The organism is Furfurilactobacillus rossiae DSM 15814, assembly GCF_000428925.1.
Lineage (GTDB): Bacteria > Bacillota > Bacilli > Lactobacillales > Lactobacillaceae > Furfurilactobacillus > Furfurilactobacillus rossiae.
Genome location: NZ_AUAW01000008.1, coordinates 57,226 through 83,083, shown reverse-complemented (window position 1 = coordinate 83,083; position 25,858 = coordinate 57,226). Strand labels below are relative to the sequence as shown.

The following is a 25,858-nucleotide window of genomic DNA, read 5'->3' as shown; positions in this document are numbered from 1 at the left end:
GATTATTTATGACACACGAAAATTTAGGAGGAATTAGTTATGAGTAGTGAACAATTTGCATATAAACCGGGTACCGAGGCATTTTTCAATATTGTCATGGAAGGTCTAAAGGGTGAGGTAGACACAGATAATTACTGGGAAGCCGTTGATGAAAATGCTGTTTTTGAATTCATGTACAATATTCCTGGTTTTGCCAACAAAATTGAGGGGCGTCAGGCCTATATGGATTGGTTTGCCGGTTATTCAGCGGTGTTGGATAGTGCGGATGGTTTGCGAGTTTACAAGGATGCTGACAAACACGCGGTGATTTTAGAATATGCTGTTCACGGCGTGGTACCCAGTACAGGTAAGAAATATGACAACAATTTTTGTTCCATCGCAATTCTGAAAAACCGTAAAATTGTTCACTGGTACGATTACATGGACACGATGGCCGTCATGCTCAGCAACACGCCGGAAGATAAGAAATAATCGTTAACTTTGTTTTGAAGCAAAAGGAATTATTGTCTTGCAGGCAGCTTACCAAAAGGTGATAGTTAGACTATTAAAAGCGAATATAAGGTTATGGGTATGCTATTATTCGTTAATTTGGGAGAGTGCCTACATGACAATCCAGCAGCCAGAAGACAATGCACAGTATCAAACGGATAATAACTTATCAATTCGACAACGCCTGCATCAGCAATATAGCACAAATAAGCGGGGACTAATGCCATGGCTGCGTCACCAAATGACCATTCACTCAGGTGATTGCATCTTAGAGTTAGGCTGTGGCAATGGTAGCTTGTGGCAAGGATATTTGGGGCAACTGCCTTCAACGGTTGCGTTAACGCTGTCTGACTATTCACAGGGGATGGTCGATTTAGTGACAAACCAGTTTGGAAACGACCAACGAGTCAACTGTATGAAAATTGACGCACAATCAATTCCTTTTTCTGATGAATCATTTGATATTGTTATCGCAAATCACACGTTGCACACTGTGCCTGATATTGCACTGGCTATTCGTGAGATTGCTAGGGTATTGAAACCACACGGAACCTTTTATACCGCGGTCAATGGCAATCAGGGGATGGAACATTATCTGCATGAAGCGATTCAATCAATTCAACCGACGAACATGGCGTTTGCCGAGCAGTTAAGTTTTAATTTGCAAAATGGCGTGCCACAGTTAGACAGGGCTTTTAGTCAAGTTCATCGACGGGACTATCCCGATAGTCTGCATATTACCAAGACGCAAGATTTAATCGCGTGGATCCAGTCGACTAACATGGCAGATGATGGGATTGATGATAAGTTACTGCAAGAGCTGACCGCTTATTTTGAAACGTTAAGACAGCGTAATGGTGCGATCGATATTCCCAAGCAAGTCGGGTTATTAATTGCTGAAAAATAAACTAGGCTTAACAATGCTTGACTAAACAAATAGGCTGACGAGGAAATTAATCTTCGCCAGCCTATTTGCTTATTCAGTTTGGTGCTTAAAAACGAGAATTTTACTTACCATCTGGATGTTCCTGCAACCATTGTTTCAAAAAGGCGATTTCTGTTTTGCTCGAATTAATGCCGTATGCAAAGGCTAATTTTTGCCCGGTCGACATGCACCGATTATGTGATGGCAGATAGTCGCTAAGTCGCTGTTGAAGTTGCTCAATTTCTTCCGATTCCTGCTGGATTTCATCCTTAACGATTTGTACGATTCGTTCTGGATCGACAAATTCGCCAAACATTAACCGTGCCAAAAAATCGGATTTGACGCTTTCTGCTTCTACGGGCGAATGAAGGTACTCGGCAAATTCCGCTTCACCTGCTGGCGTAATCGAGAAAACGTTTTTATCAGGTTTACCCTGCTGGGGGACAATTTCCTTAGTGACCATTCCGTCTTTTTCGAGTTTTCGTAGCGCAGGATAGACCATTCCGGCCGAGCTATCAAAGAAGAATGCAAAACTTGTTTGAAATAGTTGGGTGATGTCATAACCTGTTTGAGGACCGCTTTTTAAAATACCGAGGACGATTTGCCGACTTTTCATGGTCTATTAACTCCTTTAGTGATTAAGTACAGGTTATCATAGAATCTTCAAAAACCGCTTTTTTATCGCGCAATTTTAACATCGTGCTTGATAATCGCCAAGTAATCTTTGCGCCGGTAAAACAAGAGCGCCACAAAGATGAAGCTAATTGCAAACGGAAAGGCGTGTCGATATAAGACCAGGAAGGCCTGCGATATCAGTGATTTAGTGTGCTTAGCAATACTGTCACCTGTGCTTTTGATTTCGTAATTATCCTTTTTCACAATAGCGACAACCTTCTGTGTTACCCGTTCTTGAATTTGTTTACGTACAATAACTTGTTGTTGAGCAGAAAGCTGATTAACGTGCGCTCTTTGGGTCGCAAGTTTTGTTTCCCGGGAAATAATCTGTGCCTGTTGGTGCTTGCTGATACCATTGCTCTGGTGAGTTGAGGTCTTGGCTCCTGTACCTATGAAACGTTGTTGAGTGGCACTTAGCATTTTCTGTTTGGTCGTTTGAGAGAGGGAAGTTTTCTCAATTTGGGTTTGCGCGTCATGCCAGGCGGTTGTTTTGGCCGTACTGATGTTACTAGTGAGTAGTGAGACAAAGATGGCGACGGCGAGAACATTGCCGATTTGACGCAGAACACCCATCACAGATTGAGACGCAGTTAGCTTTTCACCTTCAAAGTCGGAGGCAGCCAAGACGGTGATTGGACCGATAATCACACCATAACCAGTGCCAAGCAGCATGAGTCCAATCAATGTTTGCCAATAGTGGTCTGGGTTCATAAAGCCAAGGATGCCATAACCAATCGCCATAGAAAGGAAGCCAAAGCCAATAATCAAACGGGGGCCATAATGTTCAATCAAGGTACCGGCGATGGGCGACATAACAAAGATCATAAATGAAGCCGGCGTGATGAGTAATGCGGCCACTAGCTCCGTTTTCCCCTGAACCTGTGTGAAAAATGTCGGCATGATTACCATGACTGACACTAACAGTAGACCGGCCAAGATAACGGTCAGGGATGCGCCGGAAAACTGCCGATCTGCGAAGAGATCCAGCCGAACCATAGGTGATTTGACGCGCGACTCTAGGAAAATGAAGGCGACAAAAGCAATGATGGTTAGCCCGGCAAGAGATAAAATACGAGAGCTTGTCCACCCCCAGTCAGTGCCTTGCGTGAGTGATAGTGTCAAAGAGAATAACGTGATCATTAAGAGAAACATGCCGCCAAAGTCGATTTTAGCGTTGGTTCGTGGCTCGTGTCGCAGTGGTAACTGCAATGTCACGCCGATAAAGGCAATAAGTAATAATGGCAGGTTAATGTAGAAGACCCAACGCCAGCCAAGAAACTCTGTTACAACACCGCCAATGGTTGGTCCTAAAGTTGATGCCAGTCCTTGTGTGAGGCCAATGGTAAGCAGTGCCGTTTTACGTTTGGACTGAGACGTTGATGCAATGGCGATGGTCATGCTAGTTGGGAAAATGATGGCAGCACCAATACTTTGGATACCACGACCAATGATCAATGTTGCGGGAACGTTGGCATCTCCGGAAACAAATGAACCAATCGCAAACGTCAACAACCCAATCAGATAAACTTTGTTGCGCCCGAAAATGTCGGCAATCCGTGCTAGTGGAATTGTGAGCACGGCAAACGTAATTGTGTAAATGTTAAGCGCCCAAGATAAGCGATCTAAAGGCACGTTCATGCTAGTCTGAATTGCTGGGAGCGCAATGTTCATTACCGTTGTATCCAACATGCATAAGAATGTTCCGATACACATGGTTAGGATTAGTAGCATATTTTTATTTTTCATATTCAATGTCACTTTCATATTAACAATTATAGTATTGTTCGAACGTTTGATACTATAATTGTTAATAGTAACATTGTCAATATAAACTTGTTTTTCTTAAATCAAGAAAAGGCTTACAGTAGAAGTGAACATTAAACAAATCGAATGGAGGAGTTAAGATGCGTTCAGTTGTTATTAATGAGCCAGGGGATTCAAGTGTCTTAAAAATTGAGGAACGGCCAATTCCTAAGGCGGATGCTACGCACACCGTAATTCACATCAAGGCTTTTGGGATTCATCGCTACGAAGTATTGACGCGGGCTGGTGGTTCTCCATCGGTAAAGTTTCCACGGGTTATCGGTGTCGAGGCTGTTGGGGAAGTGTCTGAGCCAGCGACAAACTCAAGATTTACTAAGGGGCAACGTGTTCTTGTTATCAATGGTGGTTTTGGTCGTGAATTTGATGGCAGTTATCAAGAGTACGCATTGGTTCCAGATGATTTATTGTTTGCTGTTGATTACGATGTTGACTGGCAGACACTGGCACAGTACCCGGAAAACTTTTACACAGCATTTGGTGCTATGAAAATGACACGGGTGCAAAAAGGTCAATCATTGCTTGTTCGGGGCGGTACTACGGCTGTTGGCATGGCAATGATTGGACTGGCAAAGTCACTTGGAATTGAAGTTTCGGCAACCACTAGGAAGCCAGAACGAAAGCAATTGTTACTGGATCAAGGAGCCGACCATGTGGTCCTTGATAAGGATAATCAACTGCAAACAAGCGAAAAGTATGACGGCATTGTTGATATGGTGGGCACGGTCAGTTGTCAAAACTCAATTGAACACGTCAAACGTGGTGGTGTCTGCTGTATGATTGGTTTGTTAGCTGGTGAATGGGTCTTTAAAGAGTTTGACCCCTTCACATTAGGTGGTGCATATTTGTCTGTGTTTGACGGTGGCGAACCGAGTCAGGCATTATTTGATGAAATTTTCGATTTAATCAAACGTAATCACCTCAGTATTCCTATTTCCAAAACGTTTAAACTGTCGGAAATTGCTGCCGCACAAGATTACGTCATGGCCAATCCTCAACCAGGACAAGTGATTGTCACTACGGAATGATGCTATTTAGGTCAAAAAATAACGTGTAACCCATTCAAATTTTTGGGTTACGCGTTATTTTTTTGATTCAAGAGCGTTGGGGCGAACTTGAATACAACAATATAAAACTGGCAAGTGCGTTTGAATTTCCCCTTCAATTGCTTTGCAAAGGCGGTAACTATCCGCTGTTGTGAGGCGATTATCGACCATGATTTCAGCTTCGATGATAATGTTGTCACCTGTGAATCTACCATTGACATAATCTGTGTGAATAACGTCGTCGAACTGATCAATGAAGTGCCAAATTTGGCTTTGCAATTTGGGATTGAATCCATTAGACAATTTTTCGGCACTGGTACTGAGAATTTGGTTGCCATTAATGATGATGTAAAGGCCTAATATGAATGTTGACAGGCCATCAAACCAGTTGATACGTAGCCAGTAAGCAAGTAAGATTGCCAGCATGGTCCCGTAAGATGTGAGTGCGTCACTGAGCGAATCACGTGCTGAGGCGATGAGTGAACTATCATGTGCACGAACACCAATGAGGTGGTTAATGTGACTGATGACGAGCATTAAGGTTCCTGAAATCGCTGCGGCGTAGGCGGCAATAATACGAATTTGGCTTGCTCGACCGATGATAATGGCGGCGATGCTTCGACCTGCAGACCACAAGCAGTTGAGACCGACTAAGTCCATAATAATGCCAGTTAAGAATACTGCGATAGTTTCATACTGCCAATGACCTTCCTGGTGCATGGTGTCTCTTGGCAAACTTGAAAAGTGCAAACCAACCAACAGCAAAATAGATGACATGACGCCAGTAACGTTATTTTTACCATCTGCGACTAAGACCATTGCGTGGCTAAAGTGGCCGACAATCAGTTCGCCAATTGACATTAACAGGTAAACGCTCATATTGAGGTAAATTAGCCGTTTGGCAATGGCCATTTTGCGTTTACTATTCGTTTGTAACTTCTGTGAGACCGCGACTTCTTTTGACATAGGGCTCCTCTGGGTTTTATTCGCAAAAATGAGTAAAATAAATATATTAGGATGCATCAGAAAGAGGGTGTTGGCATGACGGAGAGCACTAAGGAAACTAATACAGAATCGGCACTTAGAAAGGCCTTTATTAAACTAATGGCCGCTAAGAGTTTTCGTAAAATGACCGTCCGTGACATTGCCACGACGGCACACGTTAGTCGTGGGACTTTTTATCTGCACTACGTGGACAAATATGCCATGCTGGACGCCTATGAAGATCAATTGGTAACGGGAATTGCGCAAATATTTGATACCTATTCGAAGACTTCCTGGGAAGTTGGTAGTCGGGTTGAAGATAATGTTTTTTATCACATGTTCGTTTACCTCAATCGTCACAAACAGATGGTGCAAACGCTGTACCGAATTCCGGAGTCAGACGTAATGCGGAAAATGACGGCGTTTATTACTGCCGAGGTTGCCCGTGAGACAGTCGCATCTGTTTCTAGTCCCGATGGTAAAGATATCCCACTAGATTACGCGCAAGCCATTCTTGTGCAGAATGTTTCTGGCATCATTACACAGTGGTTTCAAAAAGCACAACCGGAATCGCCCCGTGAGATTTTTGCCATTTTCATGAATAGTCGAACGTTATCGCCGGTTGATTTAACCTTACTTGTTCAGAGTAACAATCAATAAGTTGCTGCCATTTAGTCTTGGTTGCAACTTATTTTTAGTATAGGGACGAGCAGCGAGCACAAACAATGAGCATTTGGGTAAAAAGTGTTCATTTGGCGTTGTAACTTGAAGATATGAAACGGTTCATAACGCTGACATAGCAAGTATTTATGCCATTTGAGTGATTAATCAACCCCGTGCCAAATTGACACTTTCGGCTATCTTGCACATTGATTGGCCTTCTTTTCTCACTTAACATCGACAACCGAAATGAGTTACGAACTTCAGTTGAAGGAGAGTTTAAGAGAGATGATTAAAAAAGAATGGCAGCAATTATGGCATAGCCGCAGGATGCTCATTGGATTAATTTTAATTGCATTGATCCCGGCGATTTATTGCCTTTTATACCTATCGTCGATGTGGGATGCCTACGGAAAAATGGACCGGATTCCCGTTGCAATTGTGAATCAGGATCAGCCGCAGAACTATCGTGGCAAACGGATTGCGATTGGTAAACAATTAACAACTAAACTACGTCGTTCGGATTCACTTGATTATCATGTGACAACGGCTAAGATGGCTGCCGCAGGGATTCGGAACGGTAAATACTACATGGTCGTGACGATTCCCAAACGGTTTTCTAGGGACGCGACAACATTATTAACAAGTTCGCCACAACGTTTGCATATCCGCTACACAGTTAATTCTGGGCGTAATTTTGTCGTTTCCAAAATGACCTCCGGTGCGGCAACAGCGATTCAGTCTAAAGTTTCAAACCAGGTCAGTACGATGTACATCAGTGTGTTGCTGACGACAATTGAACACGTACAAGTGGGGATGGCGAATGCAGCTAAGGGCAGTAATCAGGTGACAACTGGATTGACCAGTTTAACTAATGGCATTCAGCAAGTTGGGACGGGAACAACTAGCTTGCAGCAGGGATTGCAAGCTGCTAACGTAGCGTCACCAGAGATCGTTGGTGGTGTGGGTAAAATGAATGCTGCCCTAGCAAAGCTCCATGATGGTAGTTCGGCGCTCACTCTAGGAAGTACGCGACTTACCACTAGTCTTGCAGGTAGCACTCACCAACTACAGCAATTGCATGAGCAACGTCGGACAGTCGATGACATTGCCTCGCCAGTGGTTGCTAACACAACAGACGTGGCGAAAGTGCCAAACAACGGAACAGGCATGGCACCATTCTTTATTGCCATCGGACTGTTTGTCGGCGGCATTGGTTTAGGAACTATGTTCGATGCCTATTTACCAAAGTCACGGCCTAAGTCTGCTGTTGCTTGGTGGTTGTCAAAATTTTCAGTTATCGGCGCACTTGGTGTTGTACAAAGTGGTTTACTCTTATTGGCGTTGACTTTGGGTAATCACTTAATGCCGACTTCCCAGATTAAATTGGCAAGTATGCTGTTGTTAGGTTCGCTGACTTTCTTGTCATTGATATTTTGTTTGCGAATTGTGCTTGGCGGTTTCGGTACCTGGTTGATCACAATTATCTTGGTGCTCCAACTGTCTGCTTCGGCAGGTGTGTATCCGGTCGAACTGACAAGTGGTTACGCTCGAGTTATCAATCCGTATCTTCCGATGACTTATCTCATCGACGGGTTGCGACAGTCAATTTCGCTCAATGGCAGTATTGCAACGGATGTACTTGTTTTGAGTGTAATGATGATTGTTTTTAACGGGTTGATAATTATGAAGTACCGATCTGACTTGCGGCGAGACGTATTTAAACTAGTCGATTTTGCATAATTCCATCAAAAGCACGGGCCGGTTGGCTCGTGCTTTTTTGGTTGTTTCAATCAGCAAGTTCGTTCTCGTTCAAAATTTGGTCGCCATCATAAAGTTGTTGTTTAATGACGCGTTTGCTTTGCAATAAATTACCCTTGTCGTCGAAGGTGAGGGCAGGGATGCCACCATCAAAAGCGCCGGATCTACTGCCTGAATCAATTAGGTAGCGGGGTGTATCATGCACGTTTGCTTGCATTTTAATGTAACCAGCATTTGGCTGTTGAAGTGATTGGACTGGCGTGTGTCCGGTGATAATAACTTTATTCAATAAATTTTTGTGCCATTGGTCAGGATGCAGTTCATTTTCGTAGTAATAAGGTTCTCGGATCCATAATAAATCATCGCGTGTTTGTTGCGAAAAGTCGTGTTGATGCCAGTAAAGACCAGCATGAACAGCTAGCATATAGTCATTTGACCAGTAAAGTGGTAATTGTTCTAAAAACTGTGTGTAAGGTTTTAATACCCCTTGTGTGAGTGATGTCCGAACGACCATTTCCATACTTGAATGAATTCCCAATTTACGCCATGTGTGTGCACCACCATTGGCACGCCAGAGTTGAAATTGGTAATCATCACCTCTGACGGTTTGTACCCAAAAATCATCGTGATTACCGAGCAATGCAATGTCGCCATGACGATTAACACGCTCCATAAGAATATCCAGCACTGCCAAGGGATCATTTTTCATTGTTTCTGTGTGGTTAGAAAAGTGTCGTGTCGTGACACCATCAATGTAATCTCCCATAAAGACTAAGCGTGTCTTCTTTATCACTGAGTCATCCAGCAGAATTTGTAAATCGTCGGCTGCAGAATGAATGTCGCCTATGAATGTATAGTCCATACTAATCTCCTAACATGGTTTTAAAATTGTTACACGTGAAACGCGGTTACGGTTTTGGCGCAAACTTCTTTGGCACATCCCAGGTAGTGCAATGAACCGCGCCACCAAGTGTAGAAACCTTGGTGATGGGGATGCCGACGACGCGTTTAGACGTGTGTGCTTGAATGGTATGGAGTGCTTCTTTATCTCTGGCCAAATTGAACTGTGGCACATAAATCGTGTGTGCCGTTTCCAGCATGTTGATATACAAACCGCGGGCAGACGCAATTTTTTTGTCATATTGTCCGGCATCAGTATAGGCCGATTTGAGCGTAATCAAACGGACGTGAGGGAGCGACTTTTTAACAATCTGTTTGAATTTGTTTTGGAAAGCTTGATTACCTTCAAAATCACTTATAAACGCGGTGTTTGGTGTCAGAAACTTGATCATACCATCGGAGTGGGCAAGCGTATCACCAGGCTCTGCGGGCACAATGACAACTTTGTTGACGTTAAGCTGGTGTTTAAGTTCGCTAATGATGTCATGATGTGACCAGTGTGGATTATCTTTAAACACCCGATTGGTAATTACTACTGCGTTGCCTTTGTTCCATTGGACATTGCCACCGTCTAAGACCAGCTTAGATGAGTGATAGTTGAAATGTGATTGGTTCAGCCAATTGGTGAAGCTCGTATTCAAGTAGCCACTATCGGCTTTGGGTAAATAGGCAGGTGAGTACCGGAATTTCACCATTGTTGTCGTGATAATTGGTGCCACATCACGGACCCAAATATCGTCATACGTGTAAGGAGTGGTTGCAAACTTACCACGCTGATTAGATTTGGTGAGGCTGGTTAGTTGGTCGGCGCTAGCCAATCGCTCAGAGAATGTTTGATTATATTGAATTAAATCTGGATAAATGCGGTGGTAATAGTGATCCGATTGTTTGGGCAGGGCCGTATAAATCATGGTTGAATCTCCTCGTGCGGACATTGGCAGGAACAACAATAGACTTGCCAGTAGAATACTGAACATGAATATCGATAACCGTTGATACTTCATATGTCTGACCACCTTTCAAGATGGCCTAAGTCTAACATGAGGTTTGGTTTATATATTTATATAAAAATATAACCCCGACAGGAGTGGAAAAGGTCGGGGTTGACAAGTTTGGTTTATATTTTTAATTAGCAATTAAATATTCCAGTCGTAGCACCGCAGTGGTGGCTTCTGGTAAACGGATATCTTCATCCATGTTGATTTGCCACAGTGGGCCACGGAGCGTGAGTTTATGTGCGACAGCGTATTGATGAATCAAATCGATTCCGTTACAAATAGCGGTATCGTCATTGTCGATATCGATGGCCAGATAATCGCCAGCGGGTCGATTGACCGTAGTAATGAACGCGTTATTAATATCCGTAGTCGCTTCTTTAATCAAATGGAAGGGCGCATTGATGAATTGAGCTGCATTTGCATTTGGCAGATCGAGGACAAAACCCGAACATTTACCATTAATACTAACGAGTGGATCCAGCCGTTTGTAAAACTCTGCAAAGGCCTCGGCAATTTGTTGGCGGGAACAGTCGTGTAACGTCGTCGATTGCCAAAAAGATTGCGTTTTATGTTCATGAATATAGGGCGCGTCGCAGTGAATCGGTGTCTCTGAATTAATAGCCGTCATTCTGCTGCCTAACGACTGTTTGACCGCTAATAAATCGTGAATTTGTTCATCAACGCGAGACTGCAGGTTTGTCAGTAGAACGTTTGGTGATTTCTTACTCTCGGTCGAACTAATTTGCTTGATCTCATCGAGTGAGAGACCGAGTTTGCGTAGCGTCAGAATGAAGGATAACTCATACAGCTGATCATAATTGTAGAATCGGTAGCCTTCATCGCTAACTTCAGCTGGTTTAAAGATGTTTTGCTCATCGTATAGAATTAACGTTCGCCGCGTCGTTTGCGCAAGCTTAGCAAACGCACTAATCTTCAACATAAAATTTCTCCAAATAATTTGCACTTTCGAATTGACTGTAACGTAGCGTGACAGTTTAGTGTAGGTTACATCAGTTAGAGGAGGAATTCAATTATGAGTGATAAGGCACAAGTGACGATTATTTACGTGCATCCGTGGGCTGGTAGCTTTTCGCATGCTGAACTAGAACAAGCTACGCAAACGTTGGCTACACGCCAACAGGATTACAAGCTTATTGATCTGTACGCGGATGGGTTTGATCCCGTTATGCGTGCCACCGACCTTTCCGTTTATGGCAAAGGTGACTTTAAGGATCCGATGGTGGCTAAATATATCGACATCATTCAGAAGACCAATAAGGTCATCGTGATGTTCCCAATCTGGTGGTTGAGTATGCCTGCCATGTTGAAAGGTTTCTTTGATAAGGTCTTTCTGGCCAACCATATTATTAATTTTGTTGGCAAAAAGGCTGTGCCACATACTGCAGTTAATAGTGCTATGGTATTATCCACTTCGGAATTAACCAACGATGAATTATTCAAGGGTTATGAAGGTTCTGTTGAAAGAATTGTGAACTTCCCGTTGGAATCGATTGGTGCAAAACAAGTGACGTGGCATAACATGGGTGATATTATTGTTGCCAAGCGTCCAGCATTAACGGATTATCTCAAACAGATTCCAGGTTTTGTGAACGCATTTTTGGACGAAGACGACACTAAGTAGTGATTGTTAGTTTCAAATTAAGCACTTCAAATTCACGATGATGTGACCAAGTTGGCTCATCATCTTTTTTATAATCGCGTATGTTAATTACAATAACGACCGGATTTGTTCGTAAAAGTCACAATTTCCTCTTTGCAAACGAAAAGGACAGTGCTACACTAAACCAAATTAAATAACCTTTAATTAAGTCCGAGAGGCTTAAAAGGAATTCGGTTTGGTTGCAGTACTGCATGACAATACTCGCAGACCATTTATAAGCAAACACAGCGAAGCCCCTGAAAGATTCTCGGAATTTTTCAGGGGCTATTTGTTTGCCAAAAAACAAATGAAGGAGCTGCAACATGAATCAATTTACGAATTTGAACAGGTTGACGAACGAAGAGGTCATGCAGTTAATCGAGCAAGCGATAGCGTTTAAACAAGGTACCGCAGAGATTCCAGAACAAAAAAGAACCGTTGCTAATTTGTTTTTTGAAAACTCGACGCGCACCAAAAGTAGTTTTCAAATGGCAGAGCTTAAACTTGGCTGGTCGCAGATTGTGGTTGATCCAAGTAGCAGCTCAACGGCAAAAGGTGAAAGCCTGTCGGACACCCTTAAAACCCTAGGTGCGATTGGTGTCGATGCCGTCGTGGTTCGCCATCGACAAACAAACTGGTATGAACCTTTGCTACATGATGAATCCGGGCTAATGCCAATTTTGATCAACGCCGGTGATGGTTCTGGACAACATCCTTCACAAAGTTTGCTTGACCTCATGACGATCTACGAAGAGTTTGGTCATTTCGAAGAGTTACATATTCGTATTGTTGGCGATTTGAGTCACTCACGAGTTGCACGTTCAAATGCAGAAATCTTGCAACGGTTGGGCGTTAGCGTCAGCTTTGCCGGTCCAGCCAGTTGGTATCCGGAGGATTTCAATCAGTTTGGCCAGCGTGTTGAGCTTGATGATGATTTGTCAGCAATCGACGTGATGATGATGCTCAGAGTTCAACACGAACGGTTGTCAGAAGCAGCCGATGAGCAGTTTGACGCGGCATCTTATCATGAAGCCTACGGTCTTACGGTAGCTCGGTATGAACGTTTGGCACCACAAGCGATTATTATGCATCCCGCACCTGTGAACCGCGGTGTTGAAATTGCGGATAGTCTAGTTGAATCACCAAAGTCACGGATTTTTAAGCAAATGGCAAACGGTGTTTTTGCCCGGATGGCCATTTTGACAAGTGTTACGGAGGCCAAACATGCGGTTACTAATTAAAGGTGCCACGATTGTTGACGAAACAGGTGCAGTGGCCCGTCGAAATGTTCTGATTCAAGGTGACAAGGTAATGGCAATTGTGGACCATGATCTTGAACCAAACGATGACGATCATGTTATTGAGGCACAAGGAGCAGTACTAATGCCCGGCTTAATTGATGTTCATGTTCATTTCCGTGAACCAGGTTTTGAGGATAAAGAAACGATTGCTACAGGGAGTCGAGCCGCTGCACGAGGTGGTTTCACAACTGTGCTGGCGATGCCGAACTTAAATCCGGTACCAGTAAAGGCAACACTATTGCGGCAACAATTGCGTCGTAATGAAGAATCGGGATTGATTCACGTGAAACAATACGGTGCTATTTCCGCCAATCTGACGGCTGAGACGGTGAGTCCTATCGAAGAGCTGGCAGCGGCTGGGGCCATTGGCTTTACGAATGATGGCAAGGGGGTCCAAAGCGCCGCTACAATGTTGGCTGCGATGAAAGCTGCTAAGGCTGTTAACCGACCACTCGTTGCCCACCTTGAAGATCAATCGTTGATGAATGGTGGTGTGATGAATATGGGCGAACGGGCAGACCAGTTGGGATTGCCAGGTGCAGATCCACTGGCGGAGACATCTCAATTGGCGCGTGATCTGGTGCTAGCGCAAGCAACGGGCGTTCATTATCATGTTGCCCACCTCTCAACGAAGGTTGGTGTGGAACTCGTCCGGGTTGCCAAGACGATGGGAGTGCATGTGACTGCTGAAGTTTCACCACATCACCTATTGCTGGATGAGACGGACATTCAATCTGCTACACAAACAAACTTAAAGATGAATCCGCCATTACGTACACCGGCTGACCGTGAGGCGGTTATTGCTGGTTTGCTGGATGGCACGATCGATATGGTGGCGACTGATCATGCACCACATAGTGTGGCGGACAAACGTGGCGATTTTCGCACTGCAGCATTTGGTATCACGGGATTGGAAACGTGTTTCCCACTGCTTTACACCCACTTCATTGAGAGCGGCTTGGCTACTTTGGCGCAGTTACAACAATGGTTAGTAAAGGCACCTGCATCGGCATTTGATTTAGATGCGCCAACTGTCCTGAAAGTTGGGATGAAAGCTGATTTAGCGATGTTTGATATTTCGCATCGACATACAATCAACGCAAATGAGTTTGCGTCTAAAGCGGTTAACAGTCCGTTTGTCGGCCAGACAGTGACGGGGATGACGGTATTAACGATGGTCGATGGTGAAATTGTGTATGACGCAACAACTGATAACACAGGAGGTCATGATGACAACGAATAAACGGGCACTGGTGTTAGAAAATGGATCAGTTTATTGGGGAGAAGGCTTCGGTGCAGACTGTGATGCGATGGGTGAGTTAGTGTTCAATACGGGCATGACCGGTTATCAGGAATCTCTTACAGATTTGTCCTACCGCGGTCAATTACTGACGTTTACGTATCCGCTAATTGGTAATTATGGCATTAACGCAGTCGATTTTGAATCACTAAAACCAGCTGCCAGTGCGGTGATTGTTCACGAAGTCGCCACTCAGCCATCCAATTGGCGTGCTACGCAGTCGTTACCGGAGTGGGCTAAAACGATGGGGTTACCAGGGCTAACCGGCGTTGATACACGGACGCTGACGAAAGAAATTCGCTCACTCGGAACAGTTAGGGCAGCACTGGTCGATGCACCATCAGATGACATTTTTGAACAGTTGAAGTCGTTTGAACAACTGGACTTAGTTGAACAAGCCACTACAAAATCTGTTTACGTTGCGCCGAATACAGGCTTGAACGTTGTCTTAATTGATTTTGGGATGAAAAGTTCCATCCTTCGTGCATTGGCTAAACGGCAAATCAATGTCACTGTGTTCCCGGCAGATACGGATGCTGAAACGATTTTGAACACTCATCCTGATGGCGTTTTGCTCTCAAACGGACCTGGCGACCCACGGACGATGACGTCTTGCCTGACACAGATCAGAACACTTGAAACACGCGTTCCATTGATGGGTATTTGCCTAGGCCATCAATTATTCGCACTAGCCAATGGTGCCGAAACATTCAAAATGCACGAAGGTCACCGTGGCTTCAATCATGCGGTGAAAAATCTAAAGACGGGACATCTTGCTTTTACCTCGCAGAATCACGGCTACGCGGTGGATGCTGCATCAGTGGCCGGTACTGCACTGGTAGTTACGCATGAGGAGGTCAACGATCACACCGTTGAAGGATTGCGGTTAACTGGTCAGTCAGCATTTTCCGTTCAATTTCATCCAGATGCAGCGCCTGGTCCACACGATGCTGACGACCTGTTTGACCATTTTGTTGACTTAATGACGCAGAAAGGAGCCCCTCAACATGCCTAAACGGACAGATATTCATAAAATTATGGTCATTGGTTCTGGCCCGATCGTGATTGGTCAAGCCGCTGAATTTGATTATTCCGGTACGCAGGCGACGATGGCATTGCGCGAAGAGGGCTATGAAGTCGTACTGGTAAATTCAAATCCGGCGACGATTATGACTGATCCGGAGATTGCCGATAAAGTCTATTTGGAGCCATTGACGTTACCATTTTTAAAGCAAATCATTCGTCAGGAACGGCCGCAAGCAATTCTGCCAACACTTGGTGGACAAACAGGTCTGAACATGGCCAAAGCGTTGGACGAAGACGGTATTTTGGCCGCATTAAACATCGAATTATTGGGCACTAAGCTCACCGCTATCGAGCAAGCCGAGGATCGTGAGCAGTTTAAAGAACTTATGGCCAAACTGAATGAACCGGTACCTGCTTCGAAAACGGTCACGGAATTAGCGCCGGCATTGGCGTTTGCAAAACAAATTGGTTATCCCGTCATCGTTCGGCCAGCATACACACTTGGTGGCACTGGTGGGGGGATTGCTAATGATGAGGATGAGTTGCGGGCAATCGCTGCAAATGGACTGGAATTATCCCCGGTAACGCAGGTTCTTATTGAACGTTCAATTGCCGGTTACAAGGAGATCGAGTTTGAAGTAATGCGCGACCATGCGGATACCGCACTTATTGTGGCATCTATGGAAAACGTTGATCCCGTGGGTGTTCACACCGGTGATTCGATTGTTGTATCCCCGGTGCAAACATTGTCTGACCGTGATTATCAAATGATGCGTGATTCGGCGCTAAAGATTATTCGCGCTCTTAATATCGAGGGTGGCGTCAATATTCAGATGGCGCTTGATCCAAACAGCGATCATTATGACATTATTGAAGTGAATCCGCGGGTGTCCCGCTCGTCAGCACTAGCTTCCAAGGCCACTGGTTACCCCATTGCAAAAATGGCCGCAAAGATTGCGGTCGGATTGAACTTAGATGAAATCAAAAATCCGGTGACGAACAAAACTGTAGCAGCGTTTGAACCAGCAATGGACTATGTAGTGGTTAAGATTCCGCGCTGGCCGTTTGATAAATTTCCATTAGCTGACCGTCAATTAGGGACTCAAATGAAGGCAACTGGCGAAGTGATGGCGATTGGTCGCAACTTCGAGGAAGCACTCAACAAAGCGGTACGGTCATTAGAAATTGGTGTTACGGACTTAAGAGAGTTGCGCTTTGAGCAGGTTACCACACCACTCTTGTTAGCGAGTTTAATGCCTGCGCGGGACGATCGACTATTCAGAGTTGCAGAATTACTGCGACGAAATGTGTCACGTGAAACAATTCATGGCAAAACGAAAATTGACATGTTTTTCTTGAGTAAAATTCAGCATGTTGTAGACCTTGAACAGTTGTTGGTTGATCACATTGGCGATGAAACCACGCTACGTCTCGCCAAACAAAACGGGATTAGTGATGCACTGATTGCGTCACTATGGCACTGGTCGTTTGACCAAGTTCGCAGTTGGCGAGAAGAACATCAAGTTACCGTCAGCTACAACATGGTTGACACTGTCGCAGCGGAGTTTGATTCGCAAACACCTTATTATTACGCAACGTATGATGGTGCCAATGAAGCCGTGAAGAGTGGCCGGACGTCCGTTCTGGTGCTGGGTTCCGGCCCCATTCGAATTGGGCAAGGAGTTGAATTTGATTACGCCACTGTCCATGCGGTTAAGGCAATTCAGCGTGCCGGCTACGAAGCAATTATCATGAACTCTAATCCAGAAACAGTTTCGACGGACTTCTCTATTTCGGACAAACTGTACTTTGAACCCTTAACGCTGGAAGACGTTTTGAACGTGGTGGCACAAGAACAACCGCTGGGTGTCATGGTTCAGTTTGGCGGGCAAACGGCAATTAATTTAGCTCAAGGATTGGCTGACCATGGCATCAAAGTTTTAGGTACCAGCGTGACTGACATGAACCGGGCGGAGGATAGACAGGCGTTTGACGACGTGATCAAGCAGCTGCAATTGCCGCAACCGGTGGGCATGACGGCGACAACGGTAAATGGTGCGGTCAGTGCAGCCAGTGAGATTGGCTACCCCGTGCTGATTCGGCCGTCGTATGTTTTAGGTGGCCGAGCGATGGAGATTGTTGCCGATGAATCGGAACTGCGTGACTACATGGTTCGAGCGGTGCAAGTTTCAAACGATCACCCGGTACTGATTGATTCGTACTTAGAGGGCACTGAAGCAGAATTGGATGTTATTTCAGATGGGGACACTGTTGTTATTCCCGGACTGATGGAACATATTGAGCGGGCTGGCGTGCATTCCGGCGATTCAATGGCCGTTTATCCGCCACAGCATTTGAGTGAGCACGTAAAACAGTCGATGGTGAAAGCCGCCATTGATCTGACTAAATCCTTAAACGTGTGCGGCATGATGAACGTGCAGTTTGTAATTCACGACAATAAAGCATATGTGATTGAGGTCAATCCACGTGCGTCACGGACAGTGCCGTTCATTGCTAAAGTGACGCATACACCAATTGCGCAGTTAGCGGCACGCGTAATGCTTGGCGATAAGTTGGCTGACCTCGGTTTCGAAACGGGATTGTTGCCTAACAGTAGTCAGGTTGCGGTAAAAGCACCAATCTTTTCCTTTACCAAACTGCCAGATGTTGATGCATTGCTGGGACCAGAAATGAAGTCAACGGGCGAAGTTATGGGGATGGCACCAACGTTTGAAAAAGCGCTATACAAAGCTTTCGTTGCGGCTGGGATTCAGGTGCCAACGTTCGGTCGGGTGCTGATTACTGTTGCCGATCGTGATAAACAGGAAGCATTGGCACTTGCCCGTCGTTTGACAGACCTCGGCTATGATCTGGTTGCCACAAGTGGAACCGGAGCAATGCTTGAACAAGCAGGTATCAAAACTGATGTGCTCGGTAAGGTATCCGAGTCTGACGATAATGCTGTAACCGCCATCCACGCGGGAAAACTGCAAATGGTGATCAATACTTCGAGATTAGATGAGTCTGCGCAAAGCGACAGCCTCCAGATTCGTGAAGCCGCAATCGCAAATGATGTACCGTTGTTTACGGTGCTGGATACGGTGGCAGCATTGCTGACGGTGCTGGAGTCGCGGAGTTTGGGTGTAGCGGCGATGTAAAAACAACAAAATTTGGCATCATTGATTTGTGTTTTACAATCAATGATGCTTTTTATTCAGTTATACACAGATAAAAATATTAATAGATCGTAAATGCATTGGTTCTGGGCGAAAAGTTCTTATTGTAAGGTTCAGTGAATGTAATAAAATGTAATTGTACAGCGATGAAAACGTTTGCGGAGGAATACGTGATGGATAAATCAAAACCATATGGAATTGGCCTAGATATTGGTACAAATTCTGTCGGGTTCGTGGCGACTGATGCTGAGGGGCACCTTATCCGATTGAAAGGAAAGACGGTTATTGGAGCGTACCTGTTTAATGCTGGAATATCGGCAGCGGAAAGACGGGGGTTTCGGACGACAAGACGTCGATTATCGCGGGTTAAATGGCGCCTAGGACTTCTTAGAGAAATATTTGAGACTCATTTTCAGGAAAGTATGGGAGAAAATGAGGATAATGATTTCTTTTTACGTTTCAAATACTCGAATATTTCACCTAAAGACCCACAATTTTCGACGGCTAAGGGTTTATTTAATGATCGAACGGATAAGGAATTTTATGATCAGTATCCGACTATTTATCATTTGCGTCGGGCTTTGATGACTGAAGACCATCAGTTTGATATTCGGGAAATATACATCGCAATGCATCACATTGTGAAATATCGTGGTCATTTTTTAAAAGAAGGACGCGCCAAAGACTTTAAAGTTGGGGATTTAAGACTGCTGGATAATTTCAAAATGATGAATGAACAAATTGAAGAAATTAATCCTTTGTGGCAGTTGAAATTACCAACTGATGACGCCTCTATTAAGTCGATAACCGCTATTTTACTAGACAATACTCAGAGCCAAAATGATCGTCAAAAAGCAGTGACGAAAGTAATTCTGGCAACACTTGTTAAGGCGAGTGACAAAGACATTAACGCTGCACGTAAACGGTTTGTTGGCGAATTGAGTAAGGCTATGGTTGGCCTTAAAACAAAACTTTGGGTTCTTGCAGATGTTTCGCAGAATGGTGATTGGGAAATTAAGTATGAAAACTACGCTGACTTTGCGGAAACGATCGGTTCCGGTGAAAGTGACACCATTCAAAGTCTTTTTAACGAGATTAATGATCTATATGGGGTTATTACGTTGGCTGGCATTATTCCCAAAGAAGCTGAGTCATTTTCTGACGGAATGGTCCGCAAGTATGAACATCATCGTAAAAATCTAGAACTGTTAAAAGTTTATTGTGCGGAACAATCAGATGGTAAACGGGGACGACAGATTCGTCAGACTTATGATAAATATATTGATGGGGTAGATAGCAAACAGTTTACGCAGGAAGACTTTTATAAGGCATTAAGCAAGTTCACTGCGAAGGATGAAGCGACTAGTGAAAATGCCAAATTAATTGCTCAGGAAATTGCAGTTGGAACTTTCATGCCTAAGCTGCGAACAAAGGCTAATGGCACCATTCCACATCAGTTGCACCAAAAAGAATTGGATGCAATTATTGAAAATCAAAAAAAGTATTACCCATGGCTTGGTGAAGTCAATCCCGTTGAGAGTCATCGTCGCGCATTGCCATACAAATTGGATGAATTAGTCAGTTTTAGGATTCCATATTATGTTGGACCAATGGTTACGCCAACAAAGGGAGATCCAGAAAAAAGTAAATTTGCCTGGATGGTTCGAAAGGAACCGGGTACCATTACGCCATGGAATTTCGATCAAAAAGTAGACCGATCGGCGTCTGGTGAAGCGTTTATTCAACGAATGAAAACGACTGATACATTTTTAATTGGCGAAGATGTATTGCCACAACAAAGTCTGCTGTATCAGAAATTTGAAGTACTAAATGAATTAAACAAAATTATGATAAACGGTAAGCCAATTTGCAGAGAACAGAAACAACGGCTTTTCAAACAACTGTTTATGCAATATAAGACTGTGACAGTGAAGAAAGTTCAACAAAATTTAATTGCGAATGGTGAAGAGTCTGAAAATGTGCCAATTACTGGCTTGTCAGATCCTTTACGGTTTAATAGTTCATTCAGCACTTATATCGATTACAAAGATATTTTGGGTACAGCTGCTGTTAACGATAATGCAAAGCAAAGCGATATTGAGCAGATAATTGCATGGTCCACAATTTTTGAAGATGCAGCCATTTTCCGAGAGAAGTTAAATGATATTACTTGGCTTAATGACGATCAACGCAATAAGCTCAGTCATAAACGTTATCGCGGTTGGGGTCGTCATTCTCGCAAATTGTTAGCTGGTCTTCGTGACGGAGAAGGCCAGACTATCATCGAACGGCTATGGAACACAAATGACAACTTCATGCAGATTCAAAACGATAGTGAAATAGCGCGTCAAATTACCGAAGCAAACTCAAGCAAGATGGCAACCGCTGAGGGAACAGACGAAATTATCGATGGCTTCTACACTTCACCCGAAAACAAAAAGGCCCTGCGTGAAGTAATGAAAGTTGTGAAGGATATTCAACGTGCGCATCATGGTCAGGCACCTGCTTGGGTTTATATTGAAAGTCCGCGAGAGACACCAAGACCCGGTCAGCGGACAGTTAGTCGAGAACAACAGTTAACAGATTTGTATGAGGGTGCAGCAAAAGAAATCGTTGATGATGCCGTTTTAAATGAACTAAAGGACAAGGTTAAATCCAAGGAAAACTTTACGGATAAATTAGTTTTGTATTTCTTGCAAAATGGACATGATATTTATGCGAATGACAGTATCAACATTGATAACCTTAATGCATATGATATCGATCATGTTTTACCGCAAAGTTTGATAAAAGATGATAGCCTAGACAATCGGGTTCTCACAACACATGAAAGAAATCTTAAAAAATCTAATCGGTTTGCTACAGAACTGTTTGCCGATCAAAGGAAAAAATGGGAAAAATGGCATCGATTAGGATTGATTTCGTCACGTAAATTAAAACATTTAACTATGCAGCCCAATTCAGTAGAAAAATTTGCACATGGATTTATTGCACGTCAACTCACTGAAACGAGGCAAATAATTCATTTAACGGCGAATGTACTTTCAAATTTATATCAAGAAAATGACACTAAAATCGTTATGATTAAGGCGGGATTAAACTCGGAGTTTAGGCGTACATTTGATTTTCCAAAGAATCGTAGTGTAAATGATTACCACCATGCCTTTGATGCATTTTTAACGGCCAAAATTGGACGTTACTTATTAGCGAGATATCCAAAATTAGAACCCTTTTTTGTTTATGGAAACTTCGTTAAGAATCCTAAAGCAATGAAGCGATTGAGTAGTTTTGATTTCATTGCTCAGTTAGCTGCTAAAACTGATGATACTAGTCATATAGATCAACGCAGTTTAAAACAAGTTCCCGTTGTTAATGAAGAAACAGGGGAAATTGTTTGGGATAAGGATATTGAGCTTGCTGAACTGGACAAGACGTATAACTACAAAACTATGTTAGTGAAACGTGCTCAGACTGAAAATAATGCTCAAATGTTCAAACAAACAGTTTTTAAGGCTCGTGACAATCAAAATAAAACGCTAATTCCTGTCAAAAATGGATTATCTACTGACGTTTATGGTGGTCATTCACAACAGGCGATTTCTTACTTATGTATCGTTTGGGTTGGACAAAAGAAAAAATATCGCGTTTTGGGAATTAGTACCGCCCATGCAGGCATATTGAACAATTTCGAAAAAAACTACGGCCGGTTTGAAGCGAAAAAGAAACTACAAGAAATTGTCTCCAATACACTAGATAATGCGGACAGAAACGATTTTAAGATAGTTGCTCCTAAAGTTTTGTTTGAACAAGTGGTTGAGGACGATAACATGAAGTTTGGGTTGGGTAGTGCTAGTGACTATAGAAATGTTCAACAGTTGTTTTTATCCCGGAAAAATCAGTTGCTATTGGCTAATATGATGACTGACCAAATACACGACCAAGATTTAGTCCACCTTTTTGACGAAATAGTTGGTCAAATGAATGCGCATTTTCCCATTTTTGATCGCGGAGGCTATCGAAGTTCATTGACCCAATCTCGTGATAAATTTTTGAAATTACCTTTTAAAAAGAATGAGGATTTGATCACGAAACAAGAGGTTATTCGAAGAATTTTAGATGGATTACATGCTAATGCAAATCGTAAAGATCTTAAAATCATTGGTAGTAAAGGTGATTTTGGGAGATTGGGAACAAAGAAAATCTACTTATCGAAAGATGCGAAGCTTATTTACACCTCACCAACATGTCTTTTTACTCGTACTGTTCCACTCAGTTCTTTGTAAAACTAAAGGGCGCCATCGAATTTGAACTCGATGACGCCCTTTTACTATGTACGGTCCGAATAGCGAACCCAAAGATTTAAACTTGGCTCGAAAGCCTTGCTTGATTTTAACGCTGTATGTCAGATCAATAGGGTCAAAAGTTGAGGTATGTCGGTCTCAACAACAAAAATATAGCACATAATTTTTCGAACTACAAGGAGGAACATATATGGGGTGGCGTAACGTGGTTATCACACAACATTCAAAGTTATCTTTATCAGCTAACAATCTTGTTGTGCAGACGAATCAGAATGTTTATCGAATACCAATTGATGACATTGACGTGTTACTAATTAGCACTACTCAAGCGGTCATTACAACTGCAGTGATTGCTGCACTGGCAAGTACACACGCTAAAATAATTTTTTCTGGAAAAGACGGCCAACCGGTTGGCGAATTTTGGGGAACTCAAGCACGTAAACGAACAGCTGACTCAATTACAAATCAAGTGAACTGGGAGACGGATAGATGTCAGCGACTTTGGACAAATGTCGTACAGGCCAAGATAACAAGTCAAATGCAGGCGTTAGATAATACGGGAATAGATACAACACCTTTGGTAGATGAACTAGATCAGCTGGAAGTAGGAGACATCACTAATCGTGAAGCAGTGGCAGCACACAAGTATTTTCCACTACTATTTGGCAACAAATTTTCTCGTCGCCAGTTGGATTCTACAAATGCAGCATTAAACTATGGCTATGCAATTCTATTGTCATTAGTAGACCGTGAAATTGTTAGCAACGGGTACTTAACTTGTATTGGTATGCATCATCGGAGTGATGAGAATCCGTATAACCTGGGATCAGACTTGATGGAACCTTTTCGTCCAATCGTTGATTACTGGTTGAGTCAGCAGAAATTTAATGAGTTAACACCAGATGTGAAGTTCGGTTTGGTCCAGCTTCTGGATTTAGAAATTCATTTTAATGGCAAAACGATGCTGGTACGAAATGCTTTAAGCGAACACGTTCGTAACTGTGTGAATTACCTAACTGGCGATGTGGAAAAAGTTGAAATCGATGTGGAGGTTCCAAATGAGGTATCGAGTCATGCGATTAATGGTCATGTTTGATTTGCCAATGGATACAACTGAAGATCGCCGAAATTATCGGCACTTTCGAAAGGCGCTGATTAACGAAGGATTTTTGATGATTCAATATTCAATATATGTGCGTGTTTGTGTTACACGGCAGTCGGCCGAATTGATGGAAAAAAGAATTGCAATGGTGACACCATTACAAGGGATCGTTCAGACTTTAATGGTCACCGAAAAACAATATCAAGCGATGAACTTTCTCGTTGGTTCTCCAAAAGAAGATTTGCGAAATTCAGCTGAAAGGACGTTGATTATATGAACTTGGCTTTTGCATCTTTTAAACCCTTTACTTTGGAGGACAGTACTATTTCAGTAATTGATGTTGCCAGTTCAAACTTATATTTAAAACTGATTCAAAGTTTTAGGGATGAAATCGATTTTGTTCATGTTAGCGATAAGGAATGGAAATTGCTACCAGTGACAAAGCTTTGTGAGTGGACAGGCGATTTAATGCTAGATGTGGATCTCGATAAACTATTATTACGAAAGGTACTACTGCATTTTGGAACAGTTATTGGGGATGAGTGGTCCAAAATGGCCGATGAAGCTAGGCAACTGAATACGCATGTGCTTGAAACCAGTTATTTAATGGATTTGCCTTTGGAAGTTAAACCGATACTCGATGTCGAAACAGTGTTGAAGAATACAGGATTGTCGTTTTCCGATGACGTGTCTAAGGATCCATATGCTAAAATAGAAGCATTAATTAAAACTTTTTCTGAAATTAATGAGCGTCGAATTATTGTTCAAACTAATCTGAGCCATTATCTCAATGTCACCCAGTTTTGTCAGCTGGAGGAGTTAGTGGAAACGATTGGTACCCAATTGCTTCTAATAGAATTCTCAGACCGCGACCGTCACGAGTTGTTTAAGAAATGCGATTATACCTTCATTGATGCCGATTTTGTTGATTGGCGTAGTTAACAAGGTTAAAAATGCGTGATAGAAAAACGGTTTTAGATGTATGTCAGATCAATAGGGTTAAGAACTTGGTGGATTGAGTATTTATTAAAATCAGTGTTTTAGATGTATGTCAGATCAATAGGGTTAAGAACCGGGTTTCCTCGGTGACGGCTCAGCGGCCAGTTTTAGATGTATGTCAGATCAATAGGGTTAAGAACCAGGGTCGTCCATTGCCTTAGCAATTCTCAGTTTTAGATGTATGTCAGATCAATAGGGTTAAGAACATTAAGTCACTTAATCTTTGAGCGACATTTGTTTTAGATGTATGTCAGATCAATAGGGTTAAGAACAAGTATCCCGAAAGAGAAATACAAAGGAGAGTTTTAGATGTATGTCAGATCAATAGGGTTAAGAACGTTATCCGCCTGCTGACCAACTGCTACAGCGTTTTAGATGTATGTCAGATCAATAGGGTTAAGAACTATTTTGAAGAAAAGTGAGCCACGTTGATCGTTTTAGATGTATGTCAGATCAATAGGGTTAAGAACATTAGCAGAAGTTAAAAAGATTGCAGGATTGTTTTAGATGTATGTCAGATCAATAGGGTTAAGAACCGCCAATCCTGCATTAGGGCCTTGGAACAAGTTTTAGATGTATGTCAGATCAATAGGGTTAAGAACTGCAGGTGCTTGGGTAACATCCATGCCTATGTTTTAGATGTATGTCAGATCAATAGGGATAAGAACGTGAGAATCAATAAACATATCCGCAATCATGTTTTAGATGTATGTCAGATCAATAGGGTTAAGAAC

20 protein-coding genes and 1 CRISPR repeat array (1 of these 21 cut by a window edge) are annotated in these 25,858 nt (G+C 43.1%); of the genes, 14 read left to right on the top strand and 6 right to left on the bottom strand.

All coding sequences use genetic code 11. The features are described from left to right. Positions 1–39: 39 nt before the first annotated feature. Together G400_RS0106780 and G400_RS15710 are read left to right on the top strand one after the other, a co-directional pair. Positions 40–471 carry a nuclear transport factor 2 family protein gene (locus G400_RS0106780; RefSeq protein ID WP_017261347.1) on the top strand — a complete coding sequence of 144 codons (432 nt, stop codon included), beginning with the start codon at positions 40–42 and terminating at the stop codon, positions 469–471. Between the two features lie 133 nt (positions 472–604). Then, positions 605–1,396: a class I SAM-dependent methyltransferase gene (locus tag G400_RS15710; RefSeq protein ID WP_017261346.1), complete on the top strand. Its 792-nt coding sequence runs from the start codon at positions 605–607 to the stop codon at positions 1,394–1,396. Between the two features lie 100 nt (positions 1,397–1,496). On the opposite strand, the gene G400_RS0106770 is transcribed toward G400_RS15710, so the two are convergent. Both G400_RS0106770 and G400_RS0106765 read right to left on the bottom strand, forming a co-directional pair. Then, on the bottom strand, positions 1,497–2,030 hold the full coding sequence (locus G400_RS0106770; protein ID WP_017261345.1) for a PadR family transcriptional regulator: 534 nt from the start codon (positions 2,028–2,030) through the stop codon (positions 1,497–1,499). A 62-nt stretch (positions 2,031–2,092) separates the two neighbouring features. Next, positions 2,093–3,835 (bottom strand): MFS transporter, encoded by a 1,743-nt coding sequence (locus G400_RS0106765; RefSeq protein ID WP_026017084.1) that lies wholly within the window; start codon positions 3,833–3,835, stop codon positions 2,093–2,095. A 158-nt stretch (positions 3,836–3,993) separates the two neighbouring features. Here G400_RS0106765 and G400_RS0106760 point away from each other — a divergent pair, with 158 nt between their 5' ends. Continuing rightward, the gene (locus G400_RS0106760; RefSeq protein WP_017261343.1) at positions 3,994–4,938 is read left to right on the top strand and encodes a zinc-binding dehydrogenase; all 945 of its coding nucleotides are present in this window, start codon (positions 3,994–3,996) and stop codon (positions 4,936–4,938) included. Positions 4,939–4,992: 54 nt separating this feature from the next. Here G400_RS0106760 and G400_RS0106755 read toward each other — a convergent pair whose 3' ends face one another. Beyond that, positions 4,993–5,922 (bottom strand): cation diffusion facilitator family transporter, encoded by a 930-nt coding sequence (locus G400_RS0106755; RefSeq protein ID WP_017261342.1) that lies wholly within the window; start codon positions 5,920–5,922, stop codon positions 4,993–4,995. A 75-nt stretch (positions 5,923–5,997) separates the two neighbouring features. On the opposite strand from G400_RS0106755, the gene G400_RS14680 reads away from it, so the two are divergent. Together G400_RS14680 and G400_RS0106745 are read left to right on the top strand one after the other, a co-directional pair. Next, positions 5,998–6,600, top strand: coding sequence for a TetR family transcriptional regulator (locus tag G400_RS14680; protein ID WP_017261341.1), 603 nt, complete (start codon positions 5,998–6,000; stop codon positions 6,598–6,600). A gap of 288 nt (positions 6,601–6,888) precedes the next feature. Continuing rightward, positions 6,889–8,343 carry a YhgE/Pip family protein gene (locus G400_RS0106745; RefSeq protein WP_017261340.1) on the top strand — a complete coding sequence of 485 codons (1,455 nt, stop codon included), beginning with the start codon at positions 6,889–6,891 and terminating at the stop codon, positions 8,341–8,343. Positions 8,344–8,389: 46 nt separating this feature from the next. On the opposite strand, the gene G400_RS0106740 is transcribed toward G400_RS0106745, so the two are convergent. The 3 genes from G400_RS0106740 to G400_RS16070 all read right to left on the bottom strand — a co-directional run bounded on the left by G400_RS0106740 (position 8,390) and on the right by G400_RS16070 (position 11,199). Then, positions 8,390–9,223 carry a metallophosphoesterase gene (locus tag G400_RS0106740; protein ID WP_017261339.1) on the bottom strand — a complete coding sequence of 278 codons (834 nt, stop codon included), beginning with the start codon at positions 9,221–9,223 and terminating at the stop codon, positions 8,390–8,392. A 46-nt stretch (positions 9,224–9,269) separates the two neighbouring features. Further along, positions 9,270–10,265, bottom strand: coding sequence for an agmatine deiminase family protein (locus G400_RS14675; protein ID WP_049973570.1), 996 nt, complete (start codon positions 10,263–10,265; stop codon positions 9,270–9,272). A gap of 121 nt (positions 10,266–10,386) precedes the next feature. Beyond that, a complete protein-coding gene (locus G400_RS16070; RefSeq protein WP_017261337.1) occupies positions 10,387–11,199 on the bottom strand; it encodes a MerR family transcriptional regulator in 813 nt (270 codons plus the stop codon). A 93-nt stretch (positions 11,200–11,292) separates the two neighbouring features. On the opposite strand from G400_RS16070, the gene G400_RS14665 reads away from it, so the two are divergent. From G400_RS14665 to csn2, 9 genes are all read left to right on the top strand, one after another. Then, positions 11,293–11,901, top strand: coding sequence for an NAD(P)H-dependent oxidoreductase (locus G400_RS14665; protein WP_017261336.1), 609 nt, complete (start codon positions 11,293–11,295; stop codon positions 11,899–11,901). A gap of 341 nt (positions 11,902–12,242) precedes the next feature. Then, positions 12,243–13,160 (top strand): aspartate carbamoyltransferase catalytic subunit, encoded by a 918-nt coding sequence (locus G400_RS0106720; protein ID WP_017261335.1) that lies wholly within the window; start codon positions 12,243–12,245, stop codon positions 13,158–13,160. Continuing rightward, positions 13,144–14,463: a dihydroorotase gene (locus G400_RS0106715; protein WP_017261334.1), complete on the top strand. Its 1,320-nt coding sequence runs from the start codon at positions 13,144–13,146 to the stop codon at positions 14,461–14,463. Before G400_RS0106720 ends, G400_RS0106715 begins: the two co-directional genes overlap by 17 nt. Then, positions 14,450–15,535, top strand: coding sequence for a carbamoyl phosphate synthase small subunit (locus tag G400_RS0106710; RefSeq protein WP_017261333.1), 1,086 nt, complete (start codon positions 14,450–14,452; stop codon positions 15,533–15,535). Before G400_RS0106715 ends, G400_RS0106710 begins: the two co-directional genes overlap by 14 nt. After that, positions 15,528–18,704, top strand: a complete 3,177-nt coding sequence (carB, locus tag G400_RS0106705) for a carbamoyl-phosphate synthase large subunit (protein WP_017261332.1) — start codon at positions 15,528–15,530, stop codon at positions 18,702–18,704. Before G400_RS0106710 ends, carB begins: the two co-directional genes overlap by 8 nt. A gap of 191 nt (positions 18,705–18,895) precedes the next feature. Further along, entirely contained in the window at positions 18,896–23,005 is a 4,110-nt protein-coding gene (gene cas9, locus G400_RS0106700; RefSeq protein ID WP_017261331.1) for a type II CRISPR RNA-guided endonuclease Cas9, read from the top strand. A gap of 208 nt (positions 23,006–23,213) precedes the next feature. Next, positions 23,214–24,119 carry a type II CRISPR-associated endonuclease Cas1 gene (gene cas1, locus G400_RS0106695; protein WP_017261330.1) on the top strand — a complete coding sequence of 302 codons (906 nt, stop codon included), beginning with the start codon at positions 23,214–23,216 and terminating at the stop codon, positions 24,117–24,119. Beyond that, a complete protein-coding gene (cas2, locus tag G400_RS0106690) occupies positions 24,097–24,402 on the top strand; it encodes a CRISPR-associated endonuclease Cas2 (RefSeq protein WP_017261329.1) in 306 nt (101 codons plus the stop codon). Before cas1 ends, cas2 begins: the two co-directional genes overlap by 23 nt. After that, positions 24,399–25,067, top strand: a complete 669-nt coding sequence (gene csn2 / locus G400_RS0106685) for a type II-A CRISPR-associated protein Csn2 (protein WP_017261328.1) — start codon at positions 24,399–24,401, stop codon at positions 25,065–25,067. Before cas2 ends, csn2 begins: the two co-directional genes overlap by 4 nt. A gap of 29 nt (positions 25,068–25,096) precedes the next feature. After that, positions 25,097–25,858: a CRISPR direct-repeat array (repeat unit 36 nt; unit sequence GTTTTAGATGTATGTCAGATCAATAGGGTTAAGAAC) (it continues 105 nt past the right edge of the window).

Coding starts and splice junctions, on each gene's coding strand:
- G400_RS0106780 (WP_017261347.1), top strand. CDS start 40: ATGAGTAGTGAACAATTTGCATATAAACCGGGTACCGAGGCATTTTTC.
- G400_RS15710 (WP_017261346.1), top strand. CDS start 605: ATGACAATCCAGCAGCCAGAAGACAATGCACAGTATCAAACGGATAAT.
- G400_RS0106770 (WP_017261345.1), bottom strand. CDS start 2,030: ATGAAAAGTCGGCAAATCGTCCTCGGTATTTTAAAAAGCGGTCCTCAA.
- G400_RS0106765 (WP_026017084.1), bottom strand. CDS start 3,835: ATGAAAAATAAAAATATGCTACTAATCCTAACCATGTGTATCGGAACA.
- G400_RS0106760 (WP_017261343.1), top strand. CDS start 3,994: ATGCGTTCAGTTGTTATTAATGAGCCAGGGGATTCAAGTGTCTTAAAA.
- G400_RS0106755 (WP_017261342.1), bottom strand. CDS start 5,922: ATGTCAAAAGAAGTCGCGGTCTCACAGAAGTTACAAACGAATAGTAAA.
- G400_RS14680 (WP_017261341.1), top strand. CDS start 5,998: ATGACGGAGAGCACTAAGGAAACTAATACAGAATCGGCACTTAGAAAG.
- G400_RS0106745 (WP_017261340.1), top strand. CDS start 6,889: ATGATTAAAAAAGAATGGCAGCAATTATGGCATAGCCGCAGGATGCTC.
- G400_RS0106740 (WP_017261339.1), bottom strand. CDS start 9,223: ATGGACTATACATTCATAGGCGACATTCATTCTGCAGCCGACGATTTA.
- G400_RS14675 (WP_049973570.1), bottom strand. CDS start 10,265: ATGAAGTATCAACGGTTATCGATATTCATGTTCAGTATTCTACTGGCA.
- G400_RS16070 (WP_017261337.1), bottom strand. CDS start 11,199: ATGTTGAAGATTAGTGCGTTTGCTAAGCTTGCGCAAACGACGCGGCGA.
- G400_RS14665 (WP_017261336.1), top strand. CDS start 11,293: ATGAGTGATAAGGCACAAGTGACGATTATTTACGTGCATCCGTGGGCT.
- G400_RS0106720 (WP_017261335.1), top strand. CDS start 12,243: ATGAATCAATTTACGAATTTGAACAGGTTGACGAACGAAGAGGTCATG.
- G400_RS0106715 (WP_017261334.1), top strand. CDS start 13,144: ATGCGGTTACTAATTAAAGGTGCCACGATTGTTGACGAAACAGGTGCA.
- G400_RS0106710 (WP_017261333.1), top strand. CDS start 14,450: ATGACAACGAATAAACGGGCACTGGTGTTAGAAAATGGATCAGTTTAT.
- carB (WP_017261332.1), top strand. CDS start 15,528: ATGCCTAAACGGACAGATATTCATAAAATTATGGTCATTGGTTCTGGC.
- cas9 (WP_017261331.1), top strand. CDS start 18,896: ATGGATAAATCAAAACCATATGGAATTGGCCTAGATATTGGTACAAAT.
- cas1 (WP_017261330.1), top strand. CDS start 23,214: ATGGGGTGGCGTAACGTGGTTATCACACAACATTCAAAGTTATCTTTA.
- cas2 (WP_017261329.1), top strand. CDS start 24,097: ATGCGATTAATGGTCATGTTTGATTTGCCAATGGATACAACTGAAGAT.
- csn2 (WP_017261328.1), top strand. CDS start 24,399: ATGAACTTGGCTTTTGCATCTTTTAAACCCTTTACTTTGGAGGACAGT.